The sequence below is a fragment of the Vibrio sp. 10N.261.52.A1 genome (genome assembly GCF_002876325.1).
GTDB lineage: Bacteria > Pseudomonadota > Gammaproteobacteria > Enterobacterales > Vibrionaceae > Vibrio > Vibrio chagasii.
The window spans coordinates 1-3,843 of sequence record NZ_MCYD01001048.1 but is presented as its reverse complement, the minus strand read 5'-3'; the positions used below and the strand labels follow the sequence as shown (position 1 = coordinate 3,843).

Annotated in this window: 2 protein-coding genes and 1 tRNA gene; all 3 read left to right on the top strand. The window is 44.0% G+C overall.

Annotation, left to right across the window (positions count from 1 at the left end; translation table 11 throughout):
* Positions 1–77: 77 nt before the first annotated feature.
* Positions 78–151: transfer RNA gene (locus BCT81_RS22730), tRNA-Cys, on the top strand.
* A gap of 665 nt (positions 152–816) precedes the next feature.
* A complete protein-coding gene (gene nirB, locus BCT81_RS22725; RefSeq protein ID WP_102425941.1) occupies positions 817–3,375 on the top strand; it encodes a nitrite reductase large subunit NirB in 2,559 nt (852 codons plus the stop codon).
* Positions 3,376–3,390: 15 nt separating this feature from the next.
* Positions 3,391–3,714, top strand: a complete 324-nt coding sequence (nirD, locus tag BCT81_RS22720) for a nitrite reductase small subunit NirD (protein WP_004741877.1) — start codon at positions 3,391–3,393, stop codon at positions 3,712–3,714.
* The last annotated feature ends 129 nt before the right edge of the window (positions 3,715–3,843 follow it).

Genomic DNA, 3,843 nt, shown 5'->3' with positions numbered 1-3,843 from the left:
GCCCGGGGCACCATCTATTTGGTTGTTACCTCTCGTGGTAGGAATCAAAAGAGTTGTTCTCTTAAAACACTATTGAAGGCGCCTTGGCAGAGTGGCTATGCAGCGGATTGCAAATCCGTGGACCTCGGTTCGACTCCGGGAGGCGCCTCCATCATTCAAGTTGAAAGGCCAGCAGAAATGCTGGCCTTTTTGCTATCTGGCATTCTTATCTATCGATTTTTCCAAATTCCGTTGCCTACTGTTTATCAAAAGGGCATCTCTATCTCATAGCTCGTATCTTAGTATCTCGTATTACCGGTTTTTGCACTACATGCAGGTGTGGTTCGAGCTGTCGACATCGTCGTATACAACCAAACGCTGCTGAACATTATTTATTGGTTAAGCCAGTAAACGGTTATGAGCAATGGTTACGTGTGTAAGTTTTGATAGGGGATTTAAATAGTGCACGGGAAGTATTTCATCACTCAGGTTTTCATATTTATACACACTTGGTCATGAACGCATCATGCTTTAGTCGCTTATTATCGTAATTATGACTACAAATGAAAATGATTGTCATTTACTTGCGTTGTTGCTAGTCTGTTGTGAAATATTACAACAATCTTAATTGTGTGTTTGATTGCTTATTAAATCGCTTTAAACCTTATCTAACCTACGGTTATTCGTTTGCTATGGCTTAAATTTAGCCATTTCTACCTCTTTTGTTCTACCCCTTTTGGGTAGTTCGATTTCGTAATTGATTTACATCATATTTTCATTTTCTTTCATAATTCATTATTCGCTCAGTTAAGAAATATATAACCTTCAGGAATTCTTATGAGCAAGATGAAGCTAGTCGTAATCGGTAACGGGATGGTAGGCCATCGCTATATCGAAGATTTAGTCGAGAAGACAGACGTTGCTAACATGGACATCACAGTCTTCTGTGAAGAGCCTCGCGTAGCCTATGATCGTGTACACCTTTCTTCTTATTTTTCACACCATACTGCGGACGAACTTTCTTTAGTTAAAGAAGGTTTCTACGAGAAACACGGCATCAACATGCTGATCGGTGAGCGTGCAATCAACGTTAACCGTGAAAAGAAAACAGTTTACTCAAGCACTGGTCGTGAAATTCAATACGACAAGCTAATCCTTGCTACTGGTTCATACCCATTTGTTCCGCCAATCAAAGGTAACGAAGGTAAAGATTGCTTCGTTTACCGCACAATCGAAGATTTGAAAGCTATCGAAGCAACCGCTAAGAATTCTAAATCTGGTGTGGTTGTTGGTGGTGGTTTGCTTGGTCTTGAAGCTGCAGGCGCACTAAAAGCGCTTGGTGTAACCACGCACGTTGTTGAGTTTGCTCCAAAGCTAATGGCTGAGCAGCTTGACCAAGCGGGTGGTAACCAACTTCGTCAAAAAATCGAACGTATGGGCGTAAACGTACATACAAGCAAGAACACGCTTGAGATTGCTCCTGAAGGCACTGAAGCTCGTAACGTAATGCGCTTTGCAGACGGTACTGAGTTAGAAACAGATTTCATCGTATTCTCTGCAGGTATCCGCCCTCAAGACAAACTTGCTCGTCAAATGGGTCTGGGTATCGCGCCTCGTGGCGGTATTGAGATTAACGATCACTGTCAAACAACAGATAAAGACATCTACGCGATCGGTGAGTGTTCGTCATGGAACCAAACGTTCTATGGCCTAGTTGCTCCTGGTTACAAGATGGCGACAGTTGCAGTTGACCACATTGTTGGTAACGAAAGCACGTTCGAAGGTGCTGACATGTCTGCGAAGCTTAAGCTTCTAGGTGTGAAAGTAGGTTCTATCGGTGATGCAAACGGCCGTACTCCTGGTTGTAAGAGCTACGTTTATCAAAACGAAGAGCAAGAAGTTTACAAGCGTCTAATCGTTTCTGAAGACAACAAGAAGCTGCTCGGTGCAGTAATGGTTGGCGACACGTCTGACTACGGCGATCTTCTACAGCTCATGCTGAATGAAATCGACCTCCCTGAACATCCAGATGCGTTGATCCTTCCTGCACACGCTGGTGCTGAAAAACCAACACTTGGCGCAGACTCTCTTCCTGAATCTGCAGTTATCTGTTCTTGTTTTGATGTAACGAAAGGTAAAATCGCTCAAGCGGTTGCTGAAGGTCACCACACAATCGGTGATATCAAAGCGGTAACTGGCGCGGGTACTGGTTGTGGTGGTTGTATTCCACTTGTAACTTCAGTACTTAATGCTGAACTTGCTAAAGCCGGTGTAGAAGTTAAGAACGATGTGTGTGAGCACTTTGCATACTCTCGCCAAGAGCTTTTCCACCTAATCCGCATCGAAGAAATTAAAACATTCGATGAGCTACTAGAGAAATACGGTAAAGGTTACGGCTGTGAAGTATGTAAACCTCTAGCGGGTTCTATCCTTGCTTCATGCTGGGGTGAACACATCCTTAAGCCTGAGCTAGTGAAACTGCACGATACCAACGATAACTTCCTAGGTAACATGCAAAAAGACGGTACTTACTCTGTTATCCCTCGTATGGCGGGTGGTGAAGTAACACCTCAAGCGCTAAGCGTTCTGGCTGATGTTGCGGCTGAATACAACCTTTACACTAAGATCACTGGTGCACAACGTATTGGTCTGTTCGGTGCTCAAAAAGATGACTTACCAGCAATTTGGAAGAAGTTAATCGCAGCGGGTTACGAAACGGGTCAAGCTTACGCCAAAGCACTTCGTATGGCTAAGACATGTGTTGGCTCTACTTGGTGTCGTTACGGCGTACAAGATTCAGTTGGTCTTGGCGTGATGATCGAGAACCGTTACAAAGGCATCCGTACTCCTCATAAGATGAAGTTTGGTGTGTCTGGATGTACTCGTGAGTGTGCTGAAGCTCAAGGTAAAGACTTAGGTATTATCGCGACTGATGCAGGTTGGAACATGTACGTATGTGGTAACGGTGGTATGAAGCCTCGTCATGCAGACCTACTAGCAAGCGACTTAGACCAAGAAACACTAATCAAGTACATCGACCGTTTCATGATGTTCTACATCCGTACGGCTGCTCCGCTACAACGTACTTCGGTATGGATGGATAACTTAGAAGGCGGTGTGGATTACCTACGTGAAGTTATCATCGACAATAAGCTTGGTATCAACAACCAACTTGAAGCTGATATTGCTGGCCTTGTAGACAACTTTGCTTGTGAGTGGACAGACACCATCAATGATGAAGCTCAACTTAAGCGCTTCGCTCACTTCATCAACGCTGATGACCGTGATGATAACGTTGTGTTTGTTGATGATGGCCGTGAACAACACCGTCCTGCGACATTCACAGAGAAACACCCAGAAGCGAAGGGCGATATCCTTCACGTTGAACTGGTTTAATTGGGAGACGACATCATGGCATTTACCAAAGTTTGTAAGATCGAAGACATTATCCCAGGTACTGGTGTTTGTGCATTGGTGGCTGGTGAGCAAGTGGCTATCTTCCGCCCAACAAAAGCTGAAGAAGTGCTAGCGATTAGCAATACAGACCCTTACTTTCAATCTAACGTGTTATCTCGTGGTTTGATTGTAGAGCACCAAGACGAGCTTTGGGTGGCAAGCCCACTTAAGAAGCAACGCTTTAACCTGACAACAGGTGTGTGCATGGAAGACGAGAACTTTAGCGTGAAAGCGTACAAAGCTCGTGTGACTAAAGGCGCTGTAGAAATCTCTGCTTAATCTTTCGATGAGTAAGATTTGATAGTTCAAGGGTTCTAGTTATCGATATTGCCTTAACTCGGCAACTAGAACCTTTTCCTATCCAATTTTAACTTTTAAATTTAACTTTTAAGGACAACCTTATGTCTA